Source organism: Erythrobacter sp. CCH5-A1 (genome assembly GCF_001557115.1).
Taxonomy (GTDB): domain Bacteria; phylum Pseudomonadota; class Alphaproteobacteria; order Sphingomonadales; family Sphingomonadaceae; genus Erythrobacter.
Genome location: NZ_LSKQ01000006.1, coordinates 1 through 546, shown reverse-complemented (window position 1 = coordinate 546; position 546 = coordinate 1). Strand labels below are relative to the sequence as shown.

The following is a 546-nucleotide window of genomic DNA, read 5'->3' as shown; positions in this document are numbered from 1 at the left end:
CATCGTCAATGTCCTCAATGCCGTCGCGGCATGGTCAGGGGGAGGGGGCTTCCGCTCCATGCTCCAGGTCGTGTTCGTGATGGGCCTGATTTATTCGCTGCTCGTCCTTGCCTTCAATTTCGACTGGCGCGCCTGGATGAACTGGTTTTTGCAGGCGACCGCCATCTACATGATGCTGCTCGTGCCCACGGTGACGATCAAGGTCACTGATCGGATCGATCCCGGTCTTGCGCCTGCCACTGTCGCCAACGTCCCCTTGGGGTTAGGGGTTATGGCATCCTTCACCAGCCAGTTCGGCGACTGGATGACCCGCACGGCCGAGACCGTGTTTGTCATGCCCGATGCGCTCAAGATGACCAACAATGGCATCATCTATGGTGCGCGGCTGCTCGAGAAGGCTCAGACCTTCCAGATCACCGATCCCGTCTTCCGTGCCAATCTTGACGAGCATTTCAAGCAGTGCGTCTTCTATGACGTTCTCCTTGGCTTCACTCCGATGGAGACGCTGACGAACAGCAACAACCTGTGGCGCGACATCGGGCCCGG

At 58.6% G+C, this 546-nt stretch carries 1 protein-coding gene; it reads left to right on the top strand.

Annotated features, from left to right (window positions below; all coding sequences use genetic code 11):
* Window position 1 precedes the first annotated feature (1 nt).
* Window positions 2-546 (top strand): conjugal transfer protein TraG N-terminal domain-containing protein (locus tag AX708_RS00335; protein ID WP_197426320.1); only part of this gene is annotated, 545 nt, incomplete at its 3' end.